Source organism: Streptomyces boncukensis (assembly GCF_011045075.1).
Lineage (GTDB): Bacteria > Actinomycetota > Actinomycetes > Streptomycetales > Streptomycetaceae > Streptomyces > Streptomyces boncukensis.
Window position 1 is genome coordinate 1 of sequence record NZ_JAAKZZ010000058.1, and the last position, 23,652, is coordinate 23,652.

Annotated in this window: 20 protein-coding genes and 1 pseudogene; 18 read left to right on the forward strand and 3 right to left on the reverse strand. The window is 72.7% G+C overall.

The features are described 5' to 3' along the window. From G5C65_RS08585 to G5C65_RS08595, 3 genes and pseudogenes are all read left to right on the forward strand, one after another. Positions 1 to 268 (forward strand): annotated as a pseudogene (locus tag G5C65_RS08585) (glycosyltransferase family 2 protein); the annotation flags it as partial. A 66-nt stretch (positions 269 to 334) separates the two neighbouring features. Beyond that, complete coding sequence (locus G5C65_RS08590; RefSeq protein WP_165298078.1) at positions 335 to 1,279, forward strand: ABC transporter permease; 945 nt, start codon at positions 335 to 337, stop codon at positions 1,277 to 1,279. Next, positions 1,266 to 2,111 (forward strand): ABC transporter ATP-binding protein, encoded by an 846-nt coding sequence (locus G5C65_RS08595; RefSeq protein WP_165298080.1) that lies wholly within the window; start codon positions 1,266 to 1,268, stop codon positions 2,109 to 2,111. The genes G5C65_RS08590 and G5C65_RS08595 overlap by 14 nt, the downstream gene beginning before the upstream one ends. Before the next feature lie 99 nt (positions 2,112 to 2,210). On the opposite strand, the gene G5C65_RS08600 is transcribed toward G5C65_RS08595, so the two are convergent. Further along, entirely contained in the window at positions 2,211 to 4,418 is a 2,208-nt protein-coding gene (locus G5C65_RS08600; protein ID WP_165298082.1) for an MMPL family transporter, read from the reverse strand. Positions 4,419 to 4,519: 101 nt separating this feature from the next. Between G5C65_RS08600 and G5C65_RS08605 the strand changes: the two genes are divergently transcribed. The 10 genes from G5C65_RS08605 to G5C65_RS08650 all read left to right on the forward strand — a co-directional run bounded on the left by G5C65_RS08605 (position 4,520) and on the right by G5C65_RS08650 (position 17,052). After that, positions 4,520 to 5,173 carry a TetR/AcrR family transcriptional regulator gene (locus G5C65_RS08605; RefSeq protein ID WP_165298093.1) on the forward strand — a complete coding sequence of 218 codons (654 nt, stop codon included), beginning with the start codon at positions 4,520 to 4,522 and terminating at the stop codon, positions 5,171 to 5,173. Between the two features lie 227 nt (positions 5,174 to 5,400). Beyond that, the gene (gene hpnC, locus G5C65_RS08610) at positions 5,401 to 6,303 is read left to right on the forward strand and encodes a squalene synthase HpnC (RefSeq protein WP_165298094.1); all 903 of its coding nucleotides are present in this window, start codon (positions 5,401 to 5,403) and stop codon (positions 6,301 to 6,303) included. A gap of 33 nt (positions 6,304 to 6,336) precedes the next feature. Beyond that, positions 6,337 to 7,257, forward strand: a complete 921-nt coding sequence (gene hpnD / locus G5C65_RS08615; protein ID WP_165298095.1) for a presqualene diphosphate synthase HpnD — start codon at positions 6,337 to 6,339, stop codon at positions 7,255 to 7,257. A 109-nt stretch (positions 7,258 to 7,366) separates the two neighbouring features. After that, positions 7,367 to 8,818 (forward strand): hydroxysqualene dehydroxylase HpnE, encoded by a 1,452-nt coding sequence (gene hpnE, locus G5C65_RS08620; protein WP_165298096.1) that lies wholly within the window; start codon positions 7,367 to 7,369, stop codon positions 8,816 to 8,818. Then, positions 8,815 to 9,945, forward strand: a complete 1,131-nt coding sequence (locus tag G5C65_RS08625) for a polyprenyl synthetase family protein (protein ID WP_165298097.1) — start codon at positions 8,815 to 8,817, stop codon at positions 9,943 to 9,945. Before hpnE ends, G5C65_RS08625 begins: the two co-directional genes overlap by 4 nt. A 57-nt stretch (positions 9,946 to 10,002) precedes the next feature. Further along, positions 10,003 to 12,003, forward strand: a complete 2,001-nt coding sequence (gene shc, locus G5C65_RS08630) for a squalene--hopene cyclase (RefSeq protein ID WP_165298098.1) — start codon at positions 10,003 to 10,005, stop codon at positions 12,001 to 12,003. After that, the gene (locus tag G5C65_RS08635; protein WP_165298099.1) at positions 12,003 to 12,662 is read left to right on the forward strand and encodes a phosphorylase family protein; all 660 of its coding nucleotides are present in this window, start codon (positions 12,003 to 12,005) and stop codon (positions 12,660 to 12,662) included. The genes shc and G5C65_RS08635 overlap by 1 nt, the downstream gene beginning before the upstream one ends. Before the next feature lie 7 nt (positions 12,663 to 12,669). After that, complete coding sequence (hpnH, locus tag G5C65_RS08640; protein WP_165298100.1) at positions 12,670 to 13,689, forward strand: adenosyl-hopene transferase HpnH; 1,020 nt, start codon at positions 12,670 to 12,672, stop codon at positions 13,687 to 13,689. 46 nt (positions 13,690 to 13,735) lie between these two features. After that, positions 13,736 to 15,670, forward strand: coding sequence for a 1-deoxy-D-xylulose-5-phosphate synthase (gene dxs / locus G5C65_RS08645; RefSeq protein ID WP_165298101.1), 1,935 nt, complete (start codon positions 13,736 to 13,738; stop codon positions 15,668 to 15,670). Beyond that, on the forward strand, positions 15,667 to 17,052 hold the full coding sequence (locus G5C65_RS08650; protein ID WP_165298102.1) for an aminotransferase class III-fold pyridoxal phosphate-dependent enzyme: 1,386 nt from the start codon (positions 15,667 to 15,669) through the stop codon (positions 17,050 to 17,052). Before dxs ends, G5C65_RS08650 begins: the two co-directional genes overlap by 4 nt. A 42-nt stretch (positions 17,053 to 17,094) precedes the next feature. Here G5C65_RS08650 and G5C65_RS08655 read toward each other — a convergent pair whose 3' ends face one another. Beyond that, a complete protein-coding gene (locus G5C65_RS08655) occupies positions 17,095 to 17,889 on the reverse strand; it encodes a tyrosine-protein phosphatase (protein WP_338146286.1) in 795 nt (264 codons plus the stop codon). A 352-nt stretch (positions 17,890 to 18,241) separates the two neighbouring features. Between G5C65_RS08655 and G5C65_RS08660 the strand changes: the two genes are divergently transcribed. From G5C65_RS08660 to G5C65_RS08680, 5 genes are read left to right on the forward strand one after another with little or no spacing between them, the layout of a single operon-like run. Then, on the forward strand, positions 18,242 to 19,948 hold the full coding sequence (locus G5C65_RS08660; protein WP_206441397.1) for a sensor histidine kinase: 1,707 nt from the start codon (positions 18,242 to 18,244) through the stop codon (positions 19,946 to 19,948). Positions 19,949 to 19,986: 38 nt separating this feature from the next. Then, positions 19,987 to 20,403 carry a roadblock/LC7 domain-containing protein gene (locus tag G5C65_RS08665; protein WP_165298105.1) on the forward strand — a complete coding sequence of 139 codons (417 nt, stop codon included), beginning with the start codon at positions 19,987 to 19,989 and terminating at the stop codon, positions 20,401 to 20,403. 11 nt (positions 20,404 to 20,414) lie between these two features. Continuing rightward, entirely contained in the window at positions 20,415 to 20,819 is a 405-nt protein-coding gene (locus tag G5C65_RS08670; RefSeq protein WP_165298107.1) for a DUF742 domain-containing protein, read from the forward strand. After that, positions 20,797 to 21,387 carry a GTP-binding protein gene (locus G5C65_RS08675; protein WP_165298108.1) on the forward strand — a complete coding sequence of 197 codons (591 nt, stop codon included), beginning with the start codon at positions 20,797 to 20,799 and terminating at the stop codon, positions 21,385 to 21,387. Before G5C65_RS08670 ends, G5C65_RS08675 begins: the two co-directional genes overlap by 23 nt. Next, positions 21,377 to 21,946, forward strand: a complete 570-nt coding sequence (locus G5C65_RS08680; protein ID WP_165298110.1) for a GAF domain-containing protein — start codon at positions 21,377 to 21,379, stop codon at positions 21,944 to 21,946. The genes G5C65_RS08675 and G5C65_RS08680 overlap by 11 nt, the downstream gene beginning before the upstream one ends. Before the next feature lie 253 nt (positions 21,947 to 22,199). On the opposite strand, the gene G5C65_RS08685 is transcribed toward G5C65_RS08680, so the two are convergent. Continuing rightward, a complete protein-coding gene (locus tag G5C65_RS08685) occupies positions 22,200 to 23,411 on the reverse strand; it encodes an acyl-CoA dehydrogenase family protein (protein ID WP_165298111.1) in 1,212 nt (403 codons plus the stop codon). Between the last annotated feature and the right edge of the window lie 241 nt (positions 23,412 to 23,652).

A 23,652-nucleotide genomic window follows, 5' to 3' on the forward strand; every position in this document is an offset into this window, starting at 1 on the left:
CCCCCCGTCCCGGCACGCGGTCTACCACCGGATGGTGGCGCGCAACCGCGTCTGGCTCGCGCGCCGGAACCTTCCGCTCCCGCTGATACCCGGCTATCCGGGCGTCTGGCTGCTGCTCACCCTGGCCCGGCGTCCCTCCCCGGCTGCGCTGCGCGCGTGGCTCGGCGGATTCAAGGAGGGCTGGACCACCCCGGCGGGGCAACGACAGCCCATGCGGTGGCGTACGGTATGGCGTCTGACGCGGCTGGGTCGCCCTCCCGTGATCTGACAAGCTCGTGTCTGAGAGCATCGGCACCGCATCCACTTGCGCAGTGTGAGGACGAGAGTTTCCAACGTGAGCGAGACAACGCACGACAGTGCGGTCGGTGTAAAGCCCCCACCGTCCCAGGACGACCGACTGACACCCGCCGAACTCGCGGCCAAGTACGGGCTGTCGGTCAGCGGAGCCCGCCCCTCGCTGGCCGAGTACACCCGCCAGCTGTGGGCGCGTCGGCACTTCATCCTGGCCTTCTCCCAGGCGAAGCTGACGGCCCAGTACAGCCAGGCGAAGCTGGGCCAGCTGTGGCAGGTCGCCACCCCGCTGCTGAACGCGGCGGTCTACTACCTCATCTTCGGTGTCCTTCTCGGCGGCCGGGACGGCACGCCGGGTGGCAAGGGCAACTATATTCCGTTCCTGGTTACGGGCGTCTTCGTGTTCACCTTCACCCAGACGTCCGTGCTGAACGGCGTCCGGGCGATCTCCGGGAACCTGGGGCTGGTGCGGGCGCTGCACTTCCCGCGCGCCTCGCTGCCCATCTCCATCTCGCTCCAGCAGCTCCAGCAGCTGCTGTTCTCCATGGTCGTGCTGTTCGCGATCCTGCTGGGCTTCGGACACCTCCCGAGCTGGTCCTGGATCCTGGTGGTCCCGGCCCTGGCGTTCCAGTTCGTCTTCAACACCGGACTGGCGATGATCATGGCCCGGCTGGGCAGCAGGACGCCGGACATGGCGCAGCTGATGCCGTTCATCACCCGGACCTGGATGTACGCCTCCGGCGTGATGTTCCCGCTGGAGCACATGCTGCGCGAGCGGGCCAACGCGGACTCGTGGGTGGTGCACCTGTTGCAGTCCAATCCGGCGGCCGTCTATATGGACCTGATGCGGTTCGCCCTGATCGACAACTACCCGGCCTCGGACCTGCCGCCGCACGTGTGGCCGCTGGCCCTGGGCTGGGCCGTCGTTATCGGCTTCGGGGGGTTTGTTTTCTTCTGGAAGGCGGAGGAGCGTTATGGCCGTGGCTGAGGACACCGGGCGCGGGGCTGCCGCCGAGTCGGCGACGACTCGGGCGGAGCAGCCCGTCGCACGCCCGTCGGCGCCCTGGGTGCCGACCGTGATCGCGGAGGAGCTGCACATCGTCTACCGCGTCTACGGCGGCACGAAGGGCAAGGGCAGCGCGACGGCCGCGCTCAACCGCATCATCCGCCGCAAGCCGGGCGGCGGCATGCGCGAGGTGCACGCGGTGCGGGGCGTCAGCTTCACCGCCTACCGAGGCCAGGCCATCGGCCTGATCGGCTCCAACGGCTCCGGCAAGTCCACCCTGCTCAAGGCCATCGCCGGACTGCTGCCCGCCGAGCGCGGCAAGGTCTACACCGACGGCCAGCCCTCCCTGCTCGGGGTGAACGCCGCGATGATGAACGACCTCACCGGCGAGCGGAACGTGGTCCTGGGCGGCCTGGCCATGGGCATGTCACGCGAGGAGGTCGAGCGGCGCTACCAGGGCATCGTCGACTTCTCCGGGATCAACGAGAAGGGCGACTTCATCACGCTGCCGATGCGCACCTACTCCTCCGGCATGGGGGCCCGGCTGCGCTTCTCCATCGCCGCCGCCAAGGACCACGACGTGCTCATGATCGACGAGGCGCTGGCGACCGGCGACAAGAAGTTCCAGAAGCGCTCCGAGGCCCGCATCCGGGAGCTGCGCAAGGAGGCGGGCACCGTCTTCCTGGTCAGCCACAACAACAAGTCCATCCGGGACACCTGCGAGCGGGTGCTGTGGCTGGAGAAGGGCGAGCTGCGGATGGACGGCCCGACGGACGAGGTGCTCAAGGAGTACGACAAGTTCACCAGCAAGTAGCGGGTATGTGAGCGGCGCGCCCGGTGGCCTTCCCCGAGCCCCCGGACGTGCCTGGGCCCCCACCCGCGCGGGTGGGGGCCCAGGCACGTCCGGGAGGCGTCAGACGCCGGCCGGGACGCGGTCGGGGTCCGTCTCCGGCTCCGGCTCCGGGGAGCCCTCACGCAGCCCCGCACGCGCGTGCAGCCGCTTCAGCGGGGCCGGCGCGTACCACGCGGCCCGCCCCAGCAGCCGCATCGCGGCCGGTACGAGCACCCCGCGCACCACGACCGCGTCGATCAGGATCGCCAGCCCGCTGCCCAGGCCGAACATCTGCAGGAAGGTGACCTCGCCGGTGGCGAAGGCGAAGAAGCTCACCGCCAGCAGCCCCGCCGCCATGGTCACGATCCGCCCGGTGCGGGACAGCCCGCCGGTCACGGCGGTGCGGTCGTCCGCCCCCGCGTCGTGCAGCTCCTTGATCCGGCTGGTGACGAACACCTCGTAGTCCATGGACAGGCCGAAGACGATGCAGAACAGCAGCACGGTCATCGAGGTGTCCATCGGCATCGGGGTGAAGCCCAGCAGCCCCGAGAAGTGGCCCTCCTGGAAGATCCACACCATGGCGCCGATGGAGGCGGTCAGACTGAGGGCGTTCAGCACGATGGCGCGCAGCGGCTGCACCACGCTGCCGGTGAAGAGGAACAGCAGGACGAAGGTGGTGACCACGACCAGCCCCACGGCGAGCGGCAGCCTGGACCCGATGGCGGCCTTGGAGTCGATCAGCTCGGCGTCCCGGCCGCCCACCAGGGGCTGTCCGCCGCCGGGGCCGGGGACGGCGCGGATCTCCCGCACCAGGTCCTGTGCGGCCCCGGAGGCGGGGGCCGGATCGGTGGTGACGGTCAGGCGCTGCACACCGTCCCGCTCCATGGCGGCGTGTGCGCGGGCGGGGGCCTGGACGGACCGGCCGCCGGCGTAGCCGCCGGTGGACGCATGGACGCGGACGACGCCGTCCAGCCGGGACAGCTCCGCCGCGTACGCCGCAACCCGGTCCCGGCCGGCGGGCCGCTCGGTGACGACCGGCACGGACGACGCGTCACTGCCGTCGAAGTCCCGCTCCAGGGCCGTGGCGACCTGCCTGCTCTGGGCGCTCTCGGGCAGCACCCGCTCGTCCGGCCCCCCGAAGGACGCGCCCAGCAGCGGGCTCGCGGCGACCAGCAGCGCGGCGAGGGCGGGCAGCGCGGTGAGCGCGGGGCGCCGCATCGCGGTGGCCGCGAGACGCCGCCACAGCGGGGCCTCGGGCCTGCGGACGGCGTCGGCCCAGGGCAGCCGCCCGCGGTTGACGCGGTGCCCGAGCAGGGCGAGCAGCGCGGGCACCACGAAGAGCGCGGCCAGCGCCGCGATGGCCACGACCCCGATCCCGGCGTACGCGAACGAGCGCAGGAAGTACTGCGGGAACAGCAGCAGCGCACCGAGCGCGGCGACCACGGTGGCGGCGGAGAACAGGATGGTCCGGCCCGCCGTCCGCACCGTCGTGCGCAGCGCTTCGGGCACCTCGTCGCCCGCGCCGAGCCGCTCCCGGAACCGGCTGACCAGCAGCAGGCCGTAGTCGATGCCGAGTCCGAGGCCCAGCGCGGTGGTGAGGTTGATGGAGAAGACGGAGACATCGGTGACGCTGCCGAGCACATACAGCTCGGCGAAGGTGCCGACGATCGCGATCAGCCCGATGGCCAGCGGCAGCAGCGCGGCCAGTACGTTGCCGAAGGCGAGCACGAGCAGCAGCAGGGTGACCGGCACGGCGATGGCCTCGGCAAGCGCGAGGTCGGTGGAGATCTGCCCGGTCACGTCGTGGTTGACCATGGCCGCTCCGCCTGCCCGTACGGACAGCACGCCGCGCTCGCCGGTGAACGCGTCCGAGACGGCGCTCGCCACCTGGGTGTCGTTCTGCCCGATGTGCGCGAGCACCAGCGCCTCGGTGCCGTCCCGTGAGGCGAGGGAGGAGCCGCCGGTCGACCAGTAGGACGTGACACGGGTGACGCCCGGCTCCTCGCCCAGCCGCCGGGCCAGGTCCTTCCCCTGCCGCTCGGCTGCGGGCGAGTCGAGGGTGCCGCTTCGGGCGCGCACCAGCAGGACCACGTTCTGCTCGCCGCCGAAGGTGTCGTCCAGCACGGCGGCGGCACGGGACGAGGCGGACGCGGGGTCGTCGGTGCCGCCGGGCTGGAGCTTGCCGAAGGCCCCGGCCCCGAGGGCGCCCATGGCGATCACGGCGAGCAGGGCGAGGGCCAGGACGAGGCGTGACCGGCGCCAGGTGAGCGAGGCAATGCGTTGGAGCACGGTGTTCTCTTCTCCCCCGTGGGCGGGATCGGGATGTTAACGGCGTGAACATCAGCTTGGCAGGGGATGTTAATGGCGTCAACATCGGGCAGGATGGAGGCATGCGGGCGATGGGCAAGGAGCGGTACCACCACGGGGACCTGCGCAACGCGCTGATCGAGGCGGCCATCGGACTCGCCCGCGAGGGCGGCCCCGAGGCGGTGGTGCTGCGCGCCGCCGCGCGCCGGGTCGGCGTCTCGCCCACGGCCGCCTACCGGCACTTCGCCGGCCAGTCCGAACTGCTCGGCGAGGTCAAGGAGTACGGCCAGCGCCGGCTGGCGGACTGCATGGAGGAGGCGGGCGGCGCGGTCGCGGGGGAGGGGCCCGAGGCGGTGCTCGCGCGCATCCGCGCCCTGGGCCGGGGCTATGTCCGCTTCGCCATGGAGGAGCCCGGGCTCTTCTCCGCCGCCTTCCACGGCAAGTCCCTCGAAGCCGTGGACGGCGGCCAGGGCGGCGGGTTCGACCTCGCCGACCAGCCGTGGCAGGCCCGCTCCTTCGAGCTGCTCACCGAGTCCCTGGATGCGCTGCTCGCCTGCGGTCTGATGCCTCCGGCGCGCCGGCCGGGCGCCGAGGTCGGCGCCTGGGCGACGGCGCACGGACTGGCCCGGCTCGTCCTCGACGGCCCGCTCAGCGGCATCCCGGCCGAGACGTTCGAACCGCTGATCGACCGAGTGCTGTCGGACTTCCTCGCCGGACTCACGGCTCCGGTCACCTGACGCGCTTTCGCCTCGTGGTTTCCCGGGAATAACCCCTCGCGTCCGGGGTTGATGTACGGCGTAAGCTGTCTCGGTGCCGGATTTCGGCAAGTCGGGCGGCGGTGTACAGATTCCTGTCGCACCCCGGGCCCTCCGCGAGGGCCGGGCCGCGCGGCGTGTCCGAAAGAGGATGTTCTGGTGCAGCAGTGTAGAAACGGAGATGTGACGGCAATGGCTCCTGGCAGCACGTGGTGACCGCGGAGGAGGACGCGCACGCGCGCACCGTACTGGCCAAGGCCGCGCGCGAGAACTTCCCGGTGGCGCCGCGCTTCGTACCGCGCGCGTGGCGGGACGACCTGATGGCCGTCTACGGATACGCCCGCCTCGTCGACGACATCGGCGACGGCGACCTCGCCCCCGGCGGCGCCGACGCCGTCGCCCTCGGGCTCGATGCCGGCCAGGCGGACGACCGCCCGGCCATGCTGGACGCCTTCGAGGCCGACCTGCGCCGGGTCTTCGCGCGCACCGGCAGCGCACCCGGCCATCCGCTGCTGCGCGCCCTGGTCCCCACGGTGCGCCGCCGCTCCCTCACCCCCGAGCCCTTCCTCGGGCTGATCGAGGCCAACCGGCAGGACCAGAAGGTCCGCCGCTACGCCACCTGGGGCGAGCTGCGCGACTACTGCACCCTGTCCGCCAACCCGGTCGGCCGCCTGGTGCTGGCCATCACCGGGACCGCCACGCCCGAGCGCGAGCGCCGCTCGGACGCCGTGTGCACCGGCCTGCAGGTCGTCGAGCACCTCCAGGACGTCGCCGAGGACCTGGCCAGGGACCGGATCTATCTGCCCGCCGAGGACATGGACCGCTTCCGTGTCGGCGAGGGCGACCTGGCCGCGCCCAGCGCCGGCGCCTCGGTCCGCGCCCTCGTCGCCTTCGAGGCCGAGCGGGCATGGGAGCTCCTCGCCGAAGGCACCCCGCTGGCGCTCAGCGTGCACGGCAGGCTGAGGCTACTCCTGGCCGGATTCACCGGTGGAGGGCGGGCCGCCGTTCGCGCTGTCAGAGCGGCGCGATATGACGTACTGACAGGAACACCCCGGGCTGGTGCGCTCAGTGTGCTGCGCGAGGCGGGGGCAAGCCTGCGTAGAGAGGGGTGACCGGAAGTGGACAGGGCCAGGTCCGTAGTGCAGATGTCCCCGCAGGTGGCGGCAGCGTACCGGTACTGCGAGGTCGTCACCGGGCAGCAGGCCCGCAACTTCGCCTACGGCATCAGGCTGCTGCCGGTGGGCAAGCGGCAGGCGATGTCCGCGCTGTACGCCTTCTCGCGGCGCGTCGACGACGCCGGTGACGGTGCGCTCGACGCCGCCGCCAAGGAGGCGCGGCTCGCGGACGCCAGAGAGCTGCTCGTGCGGATCGGCAACGGCGAGATCGCCGACGACGACACGGATCCGGTCGCCGTCGCCCTCAGCCACGCCGCGCGGCGCTACCCGATCCCGCTCGGCGGCCTCGACGAGCTGATCGACGGGGTGCTGATGGACGTGCACGGCGCCACCTACGACACCTGGGACGACCTGCGGTCCTACTGCCGCTGCGTGGCCGGGGCGATCGGCCGGCTCTCGCTGGGCGTCTTCGGAACCGCCCCCGGCGCACGGGAGGCCGCCCGCGCCTCCGAGTACGCCGACACTCTGGGGCTCGCGCTGCAGCTCACCAATATTCTCCGGGACGTCCGGGAAGACGCGGACAACGGACGCACATATCTTCCCGCGGAGGACCTCGACAAGTTTGGCTGTTCCGCCGGCTTCCAGAGCGATACGGTGCCACCCGGTGCCGACTTCACCGGGCTTGTGCACTTCGAAGTCCGCCGTGCCCGTGCGCTGTTCGCCGAGGGCTACCGGCTGCTGCCGATGCTCGACCGGCGCTCCGGCGCGTGTGTGGCCGCCATGGCCGGGATCTACCACCGGCTCCTGGACCGCATCGCCGCCGAGCCCGAGGCCGTGCTGCGCGGCCGGGTCTCGCTCCCCGGCCACGAGAAGGCGTATGTCGCCGTGCGCGGGCTGTCCGGACTCGACGCGCGGCAGATCTCCCGGCAAGGTCAGCGGAGGAGCGCGTGAAGATCCCGCGCCGGTCGCCCGGCCGGGCAACCCGCCCCGTGGGGGCGGCGTCCCAGCGGGCACAGACCTCGGACACCACCCCGGCGCACCTGGAGGGGGAGAAGTACGTATGACAGCCGACCGGCACCCGGACCAGCGCGCCGTCGTCCTCGGCGGCGGCCTGGCGGGGACGACGGCGGCGCTGCGGCTCGCCGACGCGGGCCTGCACACGACCCTGGTCGAGACCCGCCCCCGGCTGGGCGGCCTCGCCTTCTCCTTCCCCCGCGACTCCCCGGCGGGCCCGCTCACCGTCGACAACGGCCAGCACGTCTATCTGCGCTGCTGCACCGCCTACCGCTGGTTCCTGGAGCGCGTCGGCGGCGCCGGGCTCGCCCCGCTGCAGCCCCGGATGGACGTCCCGGTGCTCGATGTCGCGCCCCGGCGGCCCCGGCTCGGGCGGCTGCGCCGCACGGCCGCGCCCGTACCGCTGCACCTCGCCGCCAGCCTCGCCACCTATCCGCACCTCTCGCTGGCCGAGCGCGCCTCGGTCGGCAGGGCCGCGCTCGCGCTGAAGGGGCTCGACCCCGCCGACCCCGCGCTCGACGGCGTGGACTTCGCCACCTGGCTGCACCGCCACGGCCAGTCCGCGCGCACCGTCGAGGCGCTGTGGGACCTGGTCGGCGTCGCCACCCTCAACGCCCGCGCGCCGGACGCCTCCATGGGCCTGGCCGCGATGGTGTTCAAGACGGGCCTGCTCTCCGACCCCGGCGCCGCCGACATCGGCTGGTCGCACGTGCCGCTCGGCGACATCCACGACGCCCTGGCCCGCGCCGCGCTCGACCGGGCGGGCGTGCGCACCCTGCTGCGCACCCGCGCCCGCTCCGTCACCCGGCAGGACGGCGGCGGCCCCTGGCGGGTGACCGCCGAGCCGGGCCGGGGCGGCACCGAGGAGCTGACCGCGGACACCGTCGTGCTCGCGGTCCCCCAGCACGCCGCGCACGCGCTGCTGCCCGAGGGGGCGTTGCCCGACGCCGACAAGCTGCTGGACATCGCGGACGCGCCGATCCTCAACGTGCACGTCGTCTACGACCGCAAGGTGCTGCGCCGCCCCTTCTTCGCCGCGCTCGGCACCCCGGTCCAGTGGGTGTTCGACCGCACCGCCGCCTCCGGGCTCACCGGCGGCGGTCAGTACCTCGCGCTCTCCCAGTCCGCCGCGCACGACGAGATCGACCGGCCGGTCGCGGAGCTGCGCGAGCGGTACCTCCCGCAGCTGGAGCGGCTGCTGCCCGCCGCGCGCGGCGCGGGCGTCCGCGACTTCTTCGTCACCCGCGAGCGCACCGCCACCTTCGCGCCCAGCCCCGGAGTCGGGCGGCTGCGCCCCGGAGCCGGGACCGCGGCGCCCGGCCTCCACCTCGCGGGCGCGTGGACCGCCACCGGGTGGCCCGCGACCATGGAGGGAGCCGTACGCAGCGGAGCGACAGCCGCACACCACGCCCTCGCGGCCCTCGGCCGACCCGATGAGAAGGATCCGGTACCCGGCGTGTCCGGACCCGCCGGCACGGAAGGAAGGGCCCTCGCATGAGCACCCTCGACGCAGCGAGCACCGCCAGCACAGACCACAGAGGAGACCCTGTGACCCCCGCTCACCAGCGCCCCGGCGACACGGCCGCCACCGACAGCGTGAGCGCGCTGCTGGAGCGCGGGCGAGCGCTCGCCACGCCGGAACTGCGCGCGGCTGTGGACCGGCTGGCGCCGCCGATGGACACCGTCGCCGCCTACCACTTCGGCTGGATCGACGCCGATGGCCGCCCCTCGGCCGCCGACGGCGGAAAGGCCGTGCGCCCGGCTCTCGCGCTGCTCTCGGCCGAGGCGGCGGGCGCCCCGCCGGAGCGCGGGATCCCCGGAGCCGTCGCCGTGGAGCTGGTGCACAACTTCTCCCTGCTGCACGACGACCTGATGGACGGCGACGAGCAGCGCCGCCACCGGGACACCGTGTGGAAGGTGCACGGACCCTCCCAGGCGATCCTCGTCGGCGACGCGCTCTTCGCCCTGGCCGGCGAGATACTGCTGGAGCTGGGCACCGCGGACGCGGGCCGCGCCACCCGGCGGCTGACCCGCGCCACCCGCCGCCTCATCGACGGCCAGGCGCAGGACATCTCCTACGAGCACCGCGACCAGGTCACCGTCGAGGAGTGCCTGGAGATGGAGGGCAACAAGACGGGCGCGCTGCTGGCCTGCGCCGCCTCCATCGGCGCCGTGCTGGGCGGCGCCGACGACCGTACGGCCGACGCGCTGGAGTCCTACGGCTCGCACCTGGGCCTCGCCTTCCAGGCCGTCGACGACCTGCTCGGCATCTGGGGGGACCCGGAGGCGACGGGCAAGCAGGCGTGGAGCGACCTGCGCCAGCGCAAGAAGTCGCTGCCGGTGGCCGCCGCGCTCGGCTCGGACGGCGAAGCGGCGACCCGGCTGGCCGGACTGCTGGCGACCGACGCCAAGAAGAGCCAGGCCGAGTTCGAGGACTTCGACGAGGCCGAGTTCGCCGAGCGCGCCGCGCTGATCGAACAGGCGGGCGGCCGCGAGTGGACGGCCCAGGAGGCCCAGCGGCAGCATCGCACCGCCATCGAGGCCCTCGACTCGATCGAGATCCCGGGCCGGGTACGCGAACAGCTCACCGCCCTCGCCGATTTCGTCGTCGTGCGGCAGAGGTGAAATTTATTGACGGGGAGCTTAGTTGCCATCTTTCGGGACGTTTCGAAAGGAGAAGCGATGACAGCCACGACGGACGGAACCGCTGGATCCGGCCTGTCCGGTACGGAGCACACGGACCGGGAACCCCCCGGCACGGATGCCCCGGGGCCGGAGAGCCTCACCGCGCTTGCGGAGCGGACCACGGCCCGCGCCGTCGACCACCTGCTCGGCCGGCAGTGCGACGAGGGCTGGTGGAAGGGCGACCTGGAGACGAACGTCACCATGGACGCCGAGGACCTGCTGCTGCGCGAGTTCCTCGGCATCCGTGACGAGCGGCTGCTGCGCGCCGCGGCCCGCTTCATCCGCGCCCAGCAGCGCAAGGACGGCACCTGGGCGACCTTCCACGGCGGCCCCGGCGACCTGTCCGCGACCGTCGAGGCGTACGTCGCCCTCAGGCTGGCGGGGGACGAGCCGGAGGCGCCGCACATGGCCCTCGCCTCCGCCTGGGTCCGGGAGCGCGGGGGAGTGGCCGGCGCGCGGGTCTTCACCCGCATCTGGCTCGCCCTCTTCGGCTGGTGGCGCTGGGACGACCTGCCGGAGATGCCGCCGGAGCTGATCTACCTCCCCAAGTGGTTCCCGCTCAACATCTACGACTTCGGCTGCTGGGCCCGGCAGACCATCGTGCCGCTCACCGTCGTCTCGGCGCTGCGCCCCGTGCAGCCGGCGCCGTTCCGGCTCGACGAGCTGCACCGCGACCCGGCGCGCCCCAGCCCGCCCACCGCCGTGCAGCTCCCCACCAGCTGGGACGGCGCCTTCCAGTGGCTGGACCGCGGGCTGCGCGCCTACCGCAAGGTCGCCGTGGGCCCGCTGCGCCGCGCCGCGCTCAAGGACGCCTCCCGCTGGATCATCGAGCGCCAGGAGAACGACGGCTGCTGGGGCGGCATCCAGCCCCCCGCCGTGTACTCGCTGATCGCGCTCAAGCTCCTCGGGTACGACCTGGACCACCCCGTGATGCGGGCCGGGCTGGAGTCCCTGGACCGCTTCGCCGTCTGGCCGGACGAGGAGACCCGGATGGTCGAGGCGTGCCAGTCGCCGGTCTGGGACACCTGCCTGGTGTCCATCGCGCTGGCCGACGCCGGCCTGCCCGGCGACCACCCGGCGCTCGTCAAGGCCGCCGACTGGATGCTGAGCGAGCAGATCGTACGGCCCGGTGACTGGTCCGTGCGCCGTCCGCAGCTGCCGCCGGGGGGCTGGGCCTTCGAGTTCCACAACGACAACTACCCCGACATCGACGACACCGCCGAGGTCGCCCTCGCGCTGCGCCGTGTCGAGCACCCCGAGCCCGAGCGCGTCGACAGCGCCGTGCGGCGGGCCGTGCGCTGGAACCTGGGGATGCAGTCCAACGACGGCGCCTGGGGCGCCTTCGACGTCGACAACACCAGCAAGTTCCCCAACCTGCTGCCCTTCTGCGACTTCGGCGAGGTCATCGACCCGCCCTCGGCGGATGTCACGGCGCACGTCCTGGAGATGCTGGCCGCCGAGGGCAAGCAGGCCGAGCCGCGCGCCCGCAAGGCCATTTCCTGGCTGCTGGCCGAACAGGAGTCCAACGGAGCCTGGTTCGGGCGCTGGGGTGTCAACTACCTCTACGGCACCGGAGCCGTCGTCCCCGCGCTCGTCGCCGCCGGGATCCCCGCCTCGCACCCCGCCGTGCGGCGCGCGGTGAGCTGGGTGGAGAGCGTGCAGAACGACGACGGCGGCTGGGGCGAGGACCTGCGCTCGTACATCGACGCCGACTGGGTCGCCAACGGCACCTCCACCCCGTCCCAGACCGGCTGGGCGCTGATGGCGCTGCTCGCGGCCGGCGAGCGGGACTCCAAGGCCGTCGAGCGCGGCGTCGTCTGGCTGGCCGAACAGCAGCGCGAGGACGGCTACTGGGACGAGCCGTTCTTCACCGGCACCGGCTTCCCGTGGGACTTCTCGATCAACTACCACCTGTACCGGATGGTCTTCCCGCTCACCGCGCTCGGCAGGTATCTGCACGGCGACGGGCTGGGCCATCTCGCGGCCCGGAGCGCCTGATGGAGGGCCCGGGCGTGCCAGGTCCGCTGCTGATCGCATGCGCGCTCGGCATCGAGCGCCTGGCGTTGAACGGCGGGCCCGGACGGCCGGGCCGCACCCTGAAGGACGCCCCCGGCCCCGTGACGGTGCTGCGCACCGGCATGGGGCCGCAGGCGGCGCGCCGGGCCCTGGCCCGCGCGCTGCGGGACGAGTCCGTGCCCGGTGGCACGGCCGTCCTCGCCACCGGCTTCTGCGCGGGGCTGGCACCCGGCATGCGCCCGGGGGATCTCGTCGTCGCGGACGAGACCCGGGACGCGGGGGGAGAGCACACCCCCTGCACCGGCACCGGGCTGCTCGCCGCCGTGCTGAAGCCGTACGGCACCGTCCACACCGGGCCGCTCGTGGGCAGCGACCATGTCGTCCGCGGGCCCGAGCGTGCCGTCCTGCACGCCACGGGCGCCGTGGCCACCGACATGGAGTCGGCCGCCACCTTGCGTACGGCCGCCACCGGGGCGAAGAGGCGCCCGGTTGCGGCCGTACGAGTGGTGGTGGACGCTCCCGGACACGAACTGATTCGAATGGGGACGCTGCGGGGTGGAATATCGGCATTCCGCGTTCTCCGCGGCGTCCTGCCCGCATTTCTCGAATGGCACCGATCGTTGCTGCTCCCCTGGAGGTGAGCGAGACATGGCCATGCCACTGCGACAGACCGTCCGCACGGCTACCTATCTCTTTCAGCAGAAGCTCCGCAAGCGTGAGAAGTTCCCGCTCATCGTCGAGCTGGAACCGCTCTTCGCCTGTAACCTCAAATGCGAGGGGTGCGGCAAGATCCAGCACCCCGCGGGGGTGCTCAAGCAGCGCATGCCGGTCGCCCAGGCCGTGGGCGCGGTGCTGGAGTCCGGCGCCCCCATGGTCTCCATCGCCGGCGGCGAGCCGCTGATGCACCCGCAGATCGGCGAGATCGTGCGGCAGCTGGTCGCCAAGCGCAAATACGTCTTCCTCTGCACCAACGCCATGCTGATGCGCAAGAAGATGGACCAGTTCAAGCCCTCGCCGTACTTCGCCTTCGCGGTGCACATCGACGGGCTGCGCGAGCGGCACGACGAGTCCGTCGCGAAGGAGGGCGTCTTCGACGAGGCCGTGGAGGCGATGAAGGAGGCCAAGCGGCGCGGCTTCCGCGTCACCACCAACTCCACCTTCTTCAACACCGACACCCCGCAGACCATCATTGACGTCCTCAATTACCTCAACGACGACCTGAAGGTGGACGAGATGATGATCTCGCCCGCCTATGCTTACGAGAAGGCGCCCGACCAGGAGCACTTCCTGGGCGTCGAGCAGACCAGGGAGCTGTTCAAGAAGGCGTTCTCCGGGGGCAACCGGGGCCGCTGGCGGCTGAACCACAGCCCGCTCTTCCTGGACTTCCTGGAGGGCAAGGCCGACTTCGCCTGCACGGCCTGGGCCATTCCGAACTACTCGCTGTTCGGCTGGCAGCGCCCCTGCTATCTGATGAGCGACGGCTACGTGCCCACGTACCGGCAGCTCGTCGAGGAGACCGACTGGAGCAAGTACGGCCGCGGCAAGGACCCGAGGTGTGCCAACTGCATGGCGCACTGCGGCTACGAGCCCACCGCCGTGCTGGCCACCATGGGCTCCCTCAAGGAGTCGCTGCGCGCCGCCAGGGAGACCGTCGCCGGCAACAGGTGAGCCGAGGAGAACGAGCCGTACCAGACGGAGGGCAGGGGGGCCGACCATGACCTTGCTGGAGTCCATCGACGGGCCGCGCGACCTGGACGCGCTGTCCGAGGAGGAGCTGGCGGAACTCGCCGCGGAGATCCGCGGATTCCTGGTCGAGGCGGTGTCCCGCACCGGCGGCCATCTGGGGCCCAACCTGGGCGTGGTCGAGCTGTCCATAGCCCTGCACCGGGTCTTCGACTCGCCGGCCGACCGGATCCTGTGGGACACCGGGCACCAGAGCTACGTCCACAAGCTGCTCACCGGGCGGCGGGACTTCTCCGGGCTCCGTACCAGGGGCGGCCTCTCCGGCTATCCGTCACGCGCCGAGTCCGACCACGACATCATCGAGAACTCGCACGCCTCCACCGTGCTCGGCTGGGCCGACGGCCTGGCCAGGGCGGACGCGCTGCGGGGGAGCGGTGACCATGTCGTGGCCGTGACGGGGGACGGCGCGCTGACCGGCGGCATGGCGTGGGAGGCGCTGAACAACATCGCGGCCGCTGACCGCCCCCTCGTCATCGTCGTCAACGACAACGAGCGCTCGTACTCGCCTACCATCGGCGGCCTCGCCAACCACCTCGCCACCCTGCGCACCACCAACGAGTACGAGCGGGTGCTGGCCTGGGGCAAGGGCGTGCTGCGGCAGACGCCCGTGGTCGGCAAGCCGCTGTACGAGTCCCTGCACGGCGCGAAGAAGGGCTTCAAGGACGCCGTCAACCCGCAGGGCATGTTCGAGGACCTGGGCCTGAAGTACCTCGGGCCCATCGACGGGCACGACATCGCCGCCGTCACCTCGGCGCTGCGCCGGGCCAAGCGCTTCGCCGGGCCCGTCCTGGTGCACTGCCTCACCGAGAAGGGCCGCGGCTACGAACCCGCGCTCGCCGACACCACCGACCACTTCCACACCGTCGCCAGGATGGACCCGACCACCTGTGAGCCCGTCGAGCCGGCCGGCGGGCCCTCGTGGACGTCGGTGTTCGGCACCGAGATGGTGCGCATCGGGGCGGAGCGGCCCGACGTCGTCGCGGTGACGGCGGCCATGCTGCACCCCGTCGGGCTCGCGCCCTTCGCCGAGGCGTACCCCGACCGGATCCACGACGTCGGCATCGCCGAGCAGCACGCGACCGTCTCCGCCGCCGGGATGGCCACCGGCGGGCTGCACCCCGTCGTCGCGCTCTACGCCACCTTCCTGGGCCGCGCCTTCGACCAGCTGCTGATGGACGTGGCGCTGCACGGCTGCGGGGTCACCTTCGTCCTGGACCGGGCCGGGGTCACCGGGCCGGACGGGGCCTCGCACCACGGCATGTGGGACCTGTCCGTGCTCCAGTGCGTGCCCGGCCTGCGGATCGCGGCCCCGCGCGACGCCGAGCGGCTGCGCGAGGAGCTGCGCGAGGCGGTCGGCGTGGCCGACGCGCCGACCGTGCTGCGGCTGCCCAAGGCGACCGTCGGCGAGCCCCTCGCTGCGCTGCGCCGCGAGGGCGGCATGGACGTGCTGCGCGAGGACGGGACCCGGGATGTGCTGCTGGTCGCGGTGGGCGCCATGGCACCGGTCTGCCTGGAGGCCGCCGGGCTGCTCGCCGAGAGCGGCGTCGGCACCACCGTGGTCGACCCGCGCTGGGTCAAGCCCGTCGACCCCGCGCTGGCGCCGCTGGCCGAGCGCTACCGCGCGGTCGCGGTGGTCGAGGACGGGGTGCGGGCGGGCGGCGTCGGCTCGGCCGTCGGGGACGCGCTGCGCGAGGCGGGCTGCGACGTGCCGCTGTGCACGGTCGGACTGCCGCGGCAGTTCCTGCCGCACGCCAAGCGGGGCGAACTGCTCGCCGAGCACGGGCTGACCCCGTCCGGGGTCGCCGGACGCATCGGCGCGACGCTCGCGCGCCGGGAGGAGCGGGAGCGGGCGCGCCGCGAGCGCTGGGAGCGCGAGGCCCGCGCGAGTGAAGGGAGCGTGGCGTGACCACCGACTTCGACCTGGCGAAGCTGCTGTCCGAACGCGGCGCCGAACGCTATGAGCTGCACACCCGGCACCTGAACCACCAGTTGCCGCGGATGCTGCACACCATCGGCTTCGACAAGGTCTACGAGCGCGCCGAGGGCGCCTACTTCTACGACGCCGAGGGCAACGACTACCTCGACATGCTCGCCGGATTCGGCGTCATGGGGCTGGGCCGCCACCACCCCGTCGTCCGCCAGGCGCTGCACGACGTGCTCGACGCGCAGCTGCCCGACCTCACCCGCTTCGACTGCCAGCCGCTGCCCGGGCTGCTCGCCGAGAAGCTGCTGTCGCACGCGCCGGGGCTGGACCGGGTCTTCTTCGGGAACAGCGGCACCGAGGCGGTGGAGACGGCGCTGAAGTTCGCCCGCTACGCCACGGGCCGGGGCCGGGTGCTGTACTGCACCCACGCCTTCCACGGGCTGACCACCGGCTCCCTCTCGGTCAACGGCGAGTCCGGCTTCCGGGACGGCTTCGCCCCGCTGCTGCCGGACACCGCGGTGGAGATGGGCGACCTCGCGGCGCTGGAGCGGGAGCTGCGCGCGGGGGACGTGGCGGCGCTGGTCGTCGAGCCGATCCAGGGCAAGGGCGTGCACGCCACCCCGCCCGGCTATCTGCGGGACGCGGGGGAGCTGCTGCACCGGCACGGGGCGCTGCTGATCGCCGACGAGGTGCAGACCGGGCTCGGCCGCACCGGCGACTTCTTCGCCTACCAGCACGAGGAGGGCGCGGACCCCGACCTGGTCTGCGTCGCCAAGGCGCTCTCCGGCGGCTATGTCCCCGTCGGCGCGACGCTGGGCAAGGAGTGGATCTTCAAGAAGGTCTACTCGTCCATGGACCGGGTGCTCGTCCACTCCGCGAGCTTCGGCTCCAACGCGCAGGCCATGGCCGCGGGCCTGGCCACGCTCGCGGTGATGGAGCAGGAGGGGACGGTGGCCAACGCGCGCCGCGTGGGCGACCTGCTGCGCACCCGCCTCGCGGCGCTGGTGGACGAGTACGAGCTGCTGCACGAGGTGCGGGGGCGGGGCCTGATGGTCGGCATCGAGTTCGGCAGACCGAAGTCGCTGGCGCTGCGGGGCCGGTGGAAGATGCTGCAGGCCGCCAGGAAGGGGCTGTTCGCGCAGATGGTGGTGGCGCCGCTGCTGCAGCGGCACCGGATCCTCACCCAGGTGTCGGGCGACCACCTGGAGGTCATCAAGCTGATCCCGCCCCTGATCGTCGGGGAGCGGGAGGTGGACCGGTTCGTGGACGCCTTCCGCCAGGTCATGGACGACGCCCACGGCGGGGGCGGACTGATGTGGGACTTCGGCAGGACGCTGGTGAAGCAGGCGGTCGCCAACCGCTGAGCGCCCCGCGGCGCCGCGGGCCCGCCTCCCGGACTCAGTCCCTCAGTCCTCCAGGAGGCGGGCCCGCAGCCGGTCCCGGGTGCCCTCCGTGAGCCGCAGGCCCTTGCTCAGATAGCTGTCCACATCGCCCCAGGTCTCGTGGATCGCCGTGAACGCGGCGTCCAGATAGGCGGCGCGCGCGTCGAAGAGCGGCGCCAGCAGCTCCATCACCTCCGGCGACATCCCGGCCTGGGACTTGCTGCTGCGGTGCACTTTGTAGCGCCGGTGCGGGGAGTTGGACTCCAGGTAGTCCGCCTCGATCGCCTCCCGGCGCACGCCCAGCGCGAGCAGGGTGACCGCGATGGACAGCCCCGCGCGGTCCTTGCCCGCCGCGCAGTGCATCAGCGCGGGCACGCTGTCCTCGGCCAGCGCGTGCAGCAGCCGGCCGTGCTCGGCGGTGCGCCCGGTGACGATGGTGCGGTACGAGTGGACCATGCGGTCGGCCGCCTGCCCGTCGCCGAGCGCGGCGCGCAGCTGGTCCAGCTCGCCGTCCCGCACCATCTGCCAGAAGTCGGCGCCGTCGGCCGGGTCGCTCAGCGGGATGTTGACGTTGCGGACGCCCGGCAGCGCGATATCGGGGCCCTCCAGCGCCTGGTCGGCGGAGTTGCGGAAGTCGAAGACCGTGTGCAGGCCGAGCCCGGTGAGGAAGTCGGCGTCCTGCTGCGTGGCGTGTGCGAGATGGCCGCTGCGGAACAGCACCCCCTGTCGTACCCTGCGCCCGTCGGCCGTGGGCAGTCCCCCGACATCGCGGAAGTTCCGGACTCCGGTCAGCACGGTCTCGGCGGGCTGCTGGCTCACATGTGCTCCCTGGGTTGGGCCGGCTGGGGGCGCTTCGTCGGCACTCTGCTGACCATACGACTTTGACCATACGACACGGTCAGCGCCGTGGGACGGGTCCGTACGCGTGACGCGGGCGACAGCGGTCCCCGGCGTGCGCCGGGGCGGGCGTGCGGTGCCGGAGCCGCCCGCGCGGACCGGACGGAGCGGCGCCTCCGTCAAACAGGCACTCGGGATCTTCACTCTTTGGGAGCTGGCGAGGGGTGGCGAATGCATCGTCCGTGTCGGGTGCGGGTGGCACTCGGGGCTAGCGTGGCAACTCCCCTGAGCGCCACCCCGTTTCATCAGCCCTCAACCCCATCCGAGGAACCCCATGCCTGAACCCCCGAGCTACGCGCCCCCCGGCACGAACGGCTCGCGGCGGCGGCACGGCAGGATCCCGGTGCGCGAGAGTCCGGGCGATGCCGCGGTACGGCACCGCATGGTGCGCCTCGCCGTGCTGCCCGCCGGGCTCATCGCTGTCGCCGGGGCCGCTGTCGTGGCCTACGTCCTGCGGGCCGGCGGAGGTCTCGACACCACGGGCGCACCCGCGCCCGGACCCGTCGGCGCCCCGGTGTGGGGCGTGCTCGCGGGCAGCCTGCTGCTGGTCTGCGCCGTGATCGTCACGGCCGCGATGCTGGCCTCCTCGGAGGCGCGCGGCACCGTCGAGCGCTATACCGCGCTCCGCCGCTCCGCCGTCCGCGGCCAGGCCGAGCTCCGTGCGATGCTGCGCGGCCTGGAGCGCGGCGAGCGCCCCAAGGCGCGCCCCCGCGCCCCTGAGGCCGAGCCCGAGCCGGCGGGCGACGCGCTCGACCTGCTCAGCTACGAGCTGGGCCTGGCGCAGCGGAACGCCGAGGCCGCGGTCGCCGAGGCCGCGGCGGTCGTGCGCAGCACCTACAGCGGCAGCGAGGAGAAGGTCGAGGTCTTCGTCAACCTCGCCCGCCGGCTGCAGTCCCTGGTGCACCGCGAGATCGAGCTGCTGGACGAGCTGGAGAACGAGGTCGAGGACCCCGACCTGCTCAAGGGCCTCTTCCATGTGGACCACCTCGCCACCCGCATCCGGCGGCACGCCGAGAACCTCGCGGTGCTGGGCGGCGCCGTCTCCCGCCGCCAGTGGACCCGGCCGGTGTCCATGACGGAGGTGCTGCGCTCCGCGATCGCGGAGGTCGAGCAGTACCCCAGGGTCAAACTGGTGCCCCCGATCGAGGGCACGCTGCGCGGGCACGCCGTCGCCGACGTGATCCATCTGCTGGCCGAGCTCATCGAGAACGCCACGGTGTTCTCCGCGCCGCAGACCCAGGTGCTGCTGCGGGCCCAGTACGTCACCGCCGGGCTCGCCATCGAGGTGGAGGACCGCGGCCTGGGGATGACGGCGGCCGAGCAGAACCATATGAACGCGGTGCTGTCCGAGCCCGACCGGATCGACGTGCCCGAGCTGCTGCGGGACGGGCGGATCGGGCTGTTCGTGGTCTCGGCGCTGGCCCGGCGGCACGGCGTGGTCGTCCAGCTCCAGAGCAACATCTACGGCGGCATCCAGGCGGTGCTCGTGGTGCCGCGCGGGCTGCTCGGGGAGGAGGCGGCCGAGGACGCCGCGGCGGGTCCGGGAGCCGCGTCCGCCGTGCCGCCGCAGGCCGCTGCGGCGACCCCCGTGCCGCTGCCCGCTGAGCGGCCGGAGCCGGAGCACGGCACCGCCCAGCCGCACCCCTCGGAGGCGTGGCAGGCCGGCGAGTCCGCGCCGGAGGAGCAGGGGGCCGACGCCGTCTCGCCGCACCCCGTACGGCCCCGGCTGCCCAAGCGCCGCCGGCAGGAGCACCTCGTGCCCGAGCTCCGCGATCCGCCCGGCCTCTCCGGCCGCGGCTCCCGCGCCGAGGCGGTGGCCGAGGAGGGCCACGACCCCGGCCTGATGGCCGCCTTCCGGCGGGGTACGAGCCTCGCCGACGAGACCGACCTCGACGGGGAGCCGTATCGCCCGCCCGCCGGGGAGAACCCCAGCGATCCGTCCCCGGCACCCGGCGGGGACGCCTCGCGCACCGCACGGTAGGCCGGTCCGCGGCCCGCCCTCAAGGAGTAGAAACGACGATGGTGAGCGAAGCGCCCGTGGGCCAGAACACAGATATCTCCTGGCTGCTGACCGGCCTGGTGCAGCGCGTACCGCACACGTGCAGTGCGCTCCTGCTGTCCGCCGACGGCCTGGTGAAGGCCGTGCACGGCCTCGAAGCCGACACGGCCGACCATATGGCGGCCCTCGCCTCCGGGCTGTACTCGCTGGCGCGCAGCGCCGGGGTGCGGCTGGGGGAGGGGGGTGAGGTACGCCAGGTGGTGGTGGAGCTGGATGCCTCGCTGCTGTTCGTCTCGACCGCGGGGCAGGGCGCGTGCCTCGCGGTGGTGGCGGGCCGCGAGGCGGACGCGGCCGTGCTCGGCTATGAGATGGGGATGCTGGTCAAGAGCGTACGGCCCTATCTGGTGACGCCCGCGCGGCAGCCCGCGGGGCACTGAGGGTCCGCCGGATGCGCGACCCGCAGCCACCTCCCGGGCAGGATGAGGGAGAGGGGCCGCTGCTCGACGACGACGCCGGGCGGCTGGTCCGCCCGTACACCGCGAGCAACGGACGCACCAGGCCCTCGGCGCACTTCGACCTGATGACCTTGGTGATGGCCACGGGCGCCCGGCCGCAGGGCTACCTCGGGCCCGATCACGCCCAGGTCCTCGGGCTCTGCTGCGGTCCCGTCTCCGTGGCCGAGCTCGCCTCGCGGATACGGCTGCCCGCCGTGGTCACCAAAGTGCTGCTGTCCGACCTGGCGGACTGCGGGGCGATCTCCACCAGGGCTCCCGCCCCGGCGCCGCTGGGCCCGGATCCGACCGACCGAGAACTGCTGGAGGCGGTGCTGGATGGGCTCCGTAAACGACTCTGACCCCTTCCCCACGGCCCTGAAGATCCTGGTGGCCGGCGGCTTCGGAGTCGGCAAGACCACCTTCGTCGGCGCGGTCAGCGAGATCGAGCCGCTGAGCACCGAGGAGCTGCTCACCCAGGTCAGTGTGGGCAAGGACGACCTGTGGGGCGTCGAGGAGAAGGCGACGACGACCGTCGCCATGGACTTCGGACGGATCTCCCTCAGCGGCGGCCAGGTGCTCTATCTGTTCGGCACACCCGGCCAGGAGCGCTTCTGGTTCCTCTGGGACGAGCTGTGCGCCGGTGCGCTGGGCGCCGTGGTGCTGGCCGACACCCGCCGGCTGGAGGACTCCTTCTCCGCCGTGGACTTCTTCGAGCGCCGGGGCGTCGGATTCATCGTCGCGGTCAACGAGTTCGACGGCGCCTTCCACTACGACCCGGAGGAAGTGCGGGCCGCGATAGATCTGAAGCCCGAGGTGCCCGTGGTGCTCTGCGACGCGCGCCAGGCCAGCTCGGGGACCCAGGCCCTCGTCCGTCTAGTCCAGCATCTGATCGAATCTTGGAGCGAGCATGGCGCCGATGTCCTATGACCCCACGAGCCATCTGCTGCTCACACCCGAGGACGCCGAGGCACCGCGACGGGTGGTGCGGCTGCGGGAGCTGGGAATCGGTGACGCACCGGTTCCGGAGTTCGACGAGTTCGCCCGCAAGCTGGCGCGCGTCACCCAGGCGCCGTACGCGATGGTGAACTTCATCGACGAGCACCGCCAGTACTTCGCCGGGCTCTACACCCCGGCCATCGACCAGGCGGTCGAGCTGGACCCCGCCGCGGCGCCCACGGCCCGGCCCGGCCGGGTGATGGCCCGCGACCACGGCTACTGCCCGCATGTGGTGGTGCGGCGCAAGGCGCTGGTGCTGGAGGACGTGTGCGACTATCCGCGGTTCGCGGGGAACCCGGTGGTCGACGAGATCGGTATCCGCTCGTATCTGGGCGCACCGCTCATCGACCACACGGGGATGACGCTGGGCACCGTCTGCGTGGTGGACCAGGAGCCCAGGCCCTGGGGGCGCCAGGGCCTGGAGACGATCAAGTCGATGGCCGCCGAGCTGGTGGAGCAGATCAACCAGCGCGAGTGCGGGGACTCTTGACTCGGCGGATCCCGGTCGAGCTCTTTCCCTGTGCTGGGAAGGGGCTGCCCCTTGCGCTGCGCTGCAGTCTGCGGGGTTGTTGTGGCTGGGCGCGCAGTTCCCCGCGCCCCTGAAGCGCCCCTGCGGGGCGCCCCGGGACGCGCCCGCAGGGGCGCGGGGAACTGCGCGAGCGACCGGCGCGCACCCGCAGACTGCGAAGCACAGGTCGGGGCAGCCCCTGTCCACAGCCAACGACGCAGGGCACCCAGGACCGCTAGGGAACCGGAGTCGGCTCCCGCCGCACCGCGTCGGCGAGCCTGCTCGACCAGGACCCCTTCGCCGTGCCCAGCGCGATCTCGCCCAGCCGCAGCAGCTGGATGTCCGAGGTGCCGGCCGGGGCGAAGATGTGGTGCGCGTCGCGCAGATAGCGCTCGATGGGCCGGTCGGTGAACAGCCCGCAGGCCGCGTGGATCTCCATCGCGTTCCGGGCCGAGTCCAGTGCGGACTCGACGTTCACCAGCTTGGCGTTCATCAGCTCCGCGTCGCACGGCAGACCGCGGTCGAGGAGGTGCACCGCGTGGTACGCGGCGAGCCGGGCGGTCATCAGCCGTGACTGCATCTGGCCGATTTTCAGCTTGATGCTGCCCAGGCCGGCGAGCGGGGCGCCGTAGCGCTGCCGCTCGGCGCAGAAGGCCGTGGTCGCGTCCAGGATCGCCTGGTGGATGCCGAGCGAGACGGCGGTGAGGTTGGCGCGGCCGTAGAGCATGCTGGACGAGTACGCCACGGCGAGCCCGTCCCCCTCGGCGCCGAGCCGGTTGGCGGCGGGCACCCGGCAGTTGTCGAACAGCAGCTCGCCGAAGCTGAAGCCGTGCAGCCCCATCGTGGTGCGCTGCGGGGCCAGCGCGAAGCCGGGGCGGTCGGACTCCACCAGGAACGCCGACAGCCCCGCCGAGCCAGGACCGGTGCGCACCACCACGCCGTGCAGATCGCCGACGTGGCTGTTGCCCACATAGATCTTGCTGCCGTTGAGCACGTAGTCGTCGCCGTCGCGCACGGCGGAGCTGGTCATACCGAGCACATGGCCGCCCGAGCCGGGCTCGGTCACCGCTATGGTCGGCAGGCACTCGCCTGCGGCGATCGGCGGCAGCCACTCCTTCCGCTGCTGCTCGCTGCCATAGTGAATGATCTTGGCCACGCCGAGCTGCGACGCCTGGACCATGGCCCCCATGGCGCCGCTGTGCCGCGACAGCTCCTCGATGATCATGGTCTTGGCGAGGTGCCCCGCGCCCATGCCGCCGTAGGTGCGCGGCACGGTCACGCCGATCCAGCCACGGCGCGCGATCATGCGGGAGAGGTCGCGGCAGACCGTGCGCGCCGTCTCCATGGCGGGTATCCGCGGGCTGACCTCGCTCTCGGCGAACTCCCTCACGCGGGTTCGGAGCTCGGCGTGTTCGGTATCGATGAAGTAGGCGTCGTGGTGGTCCATGAGTCTCCTCGCGCAAGGACCGCTGGCTCGGGCCGGACGGCGTGGTCGCGTCCCCGCGGCCGGGGCCAGCGTGAGCGGATTCCCTGGCCTGTAGAACCTCCCTCGCTCCCCCTGCGGGACAGGCTTGGTCGGGCCGGATACCCGGACAGCATTACCCAGTGGCATAGCCGGATTACCCTCCGAATTGGCGAGCGGCGGCCGGTGTCCGGGGACTCGGCCGCGGCGGGGGCGGTGTGGGAGG

Bases quoted from the DNA above. Each gene is read 5' to 3' on its own strand.
- hpnD (WP_165298095.1), top strand. From the start codon at position 6,337: ATGTCCCCGCAGGTGGCGGCAGCGTACCGGTACTGCGAGGTCGTCACC.
- hpnE (WP_165298096.1), top strand. From the start codon at position 7,367: ATGACAGCCGACCGGCACCCGGACCAGCGCGCCGTCGTCCTCGGCGGC.
- dxs (WP_165298101.1), top strand. From the start codon at position 13,736: ATGACCTTGCTGGAGTCCATCGACGGGCCGCGCGACCTGGACGCGCTG.
- G5C65_RS08635 (WP_165298099.1), top strand. From the start codon at position 12,003: ATGGAGGGCCCGGGCGTGCCAGGTCCGCTGCTGATCGCATGCGCGCTC.
- G5C65_RS08675 (WP_165298108.1), top strand. From the start codon at position 20,797: ATGGGCTCCGTAAACGACTCTGACCCCTTCCCCACGGCCCTGAAGATC.
- G5C65_RS08605 (WP_165298093.1), top strand. From the start codon at position 4,520: ATGCGGGCGATGGGCAAGGAGCGGTACCACCACGGGGACCTGCGCAAC.
- G5C65_RS08660 (WP_206441397.1), top strand. From the start codon at position 18,242: ATGCCTGAACCCCCGAGCTACGCGCCCCCCGGCACGAACGGCTCGCGG.
- G5C65_RS08670 (WP_165298107.1), top strand. From the start codon at position 20,415: ATGCGCGACCCGCAGCCACCTCCCGGGCAGGATGAGGGAGAGGGGCCG.
- G5C65_RS08685 (WP_165298111.1), bottom strand. From the start codon at position 23,411: ATGGACCACCACGACGCCTACTTCATCGATACCGAACACGCCGAGCTC.
- shc (WP_165298098.1), top strand. From the start codon at position 10,003: ATGACAGCCACGACGGACGGAACCGCTGGATCCGGCCTGTCCGGTACG.
- G5C65_RS08665 (WP_165298105.1), top strand. From the start codon at position 19,987: ATGGTGAGCGAAGCGCCCGTGGGCCAGAACACAGATATCTCCTGGCTG.
- hpnH (WP_165298100.1), top strand. From the start codon at position 12,670: ATGGCCATGCCACTGCGACAGACCGTCCGCACGGCTACCTATCTCTTT.
- G5C65_RS08595 (WP_165298080.1), top strand. From the start codon at position 1,266: ATGGCCGTGGCTGAGGACACCGGGCGCGGGGCTGCCGCCGAGTCGGCG.
- G5C65_RS08625 (WP_165298097.1), top strand. From the start codon at position 8,815: ATGAGCACCCTCGACGCAGCGAGCACCGCCAGCACAGACCACAGAGGA.
- G5C65_RS08680 (WP_165298110.1), top strand. From the start codon at position 21,377: ATGTCCTATGACCCCACGAGCCATCTGCTGCTCACACCCGAGGACGCC.